Origin of the sequence: Pseudoroseomonas cervicalis ATCC 49957 (assembly GCF_000164635.1) — a bacterium.
Taxonomy (GTDB): domain Bacteria; phylum Pseudomonadota; class Alphaproteobacteria; order Acetobacterales; family Acetobacteraceae; genus Pseudoroseomonas; species Pseudoroseomonas cervicalis.
On sequence record NZ_GG771245.1, the window covers coordinates 1 to 548 of the forward strand.

Annotated in this window: 1 pseudogene; it reads left to right on the top strand. The window is 79.0% G+C overall.

Annotated features, from left to right (window positions below):
- Nucleotides 1-548: pseudogene (locus HMPREF0731_RS22805) on the top strand (DUF4139 domain-containing protein); the annotation flags it as partial.

Consider the following 548-nt stretch of genomic DNA (forward strand, 5'->3'; position numbering starts at 1 on the left):
CTGCGCGGCCAGGCGGTGGAGGCCAAGGGCGTGCGCGGCCGCATCGCCGAGGCGGCCGAGGGGGAGGACGGGCTGCGCCTTGTCCTTGTCACCCCCGCCGGCCTGGTCGGCGTGGTGCTGCGCGAGGGCGAGGAGGCGCGGCTGCAGGATGCCGCGCTGGCCGCGCGCATCGCCCGCGCCGCCGAGGCGCTGGCCATGGCGCGCAGCGACGGGGAGCGGCTGGTGGAGGTGGTGCTGCGCGGCGAGCGGCCGCGCGAGGTCAGCCTGACCACCCTGGTCGCCGCCCCGGTGTGGAAGCCCTCCTGGCGGCTGGTGCTGCCCGGGGCGGGGGGCGAGGCGCGGCTGCAGGGCTGGGCGGTGGTGGAGAACCTGTCCGGCGCCGACTGGGACGGGGTTCGCCTCACCCTTGTCTCGGGCGCCGCCGCCGGGCTGCGCCAGCCGCTCTATGCGCCGGTCGAGGTGCCGCGCGAGGAATTGCCGCTGCGCCTGGCCGAGCAGCTGGGCGTCACCGCCGACACCGGCGCCCGCCCGCCGCCGCCGATGCCGGT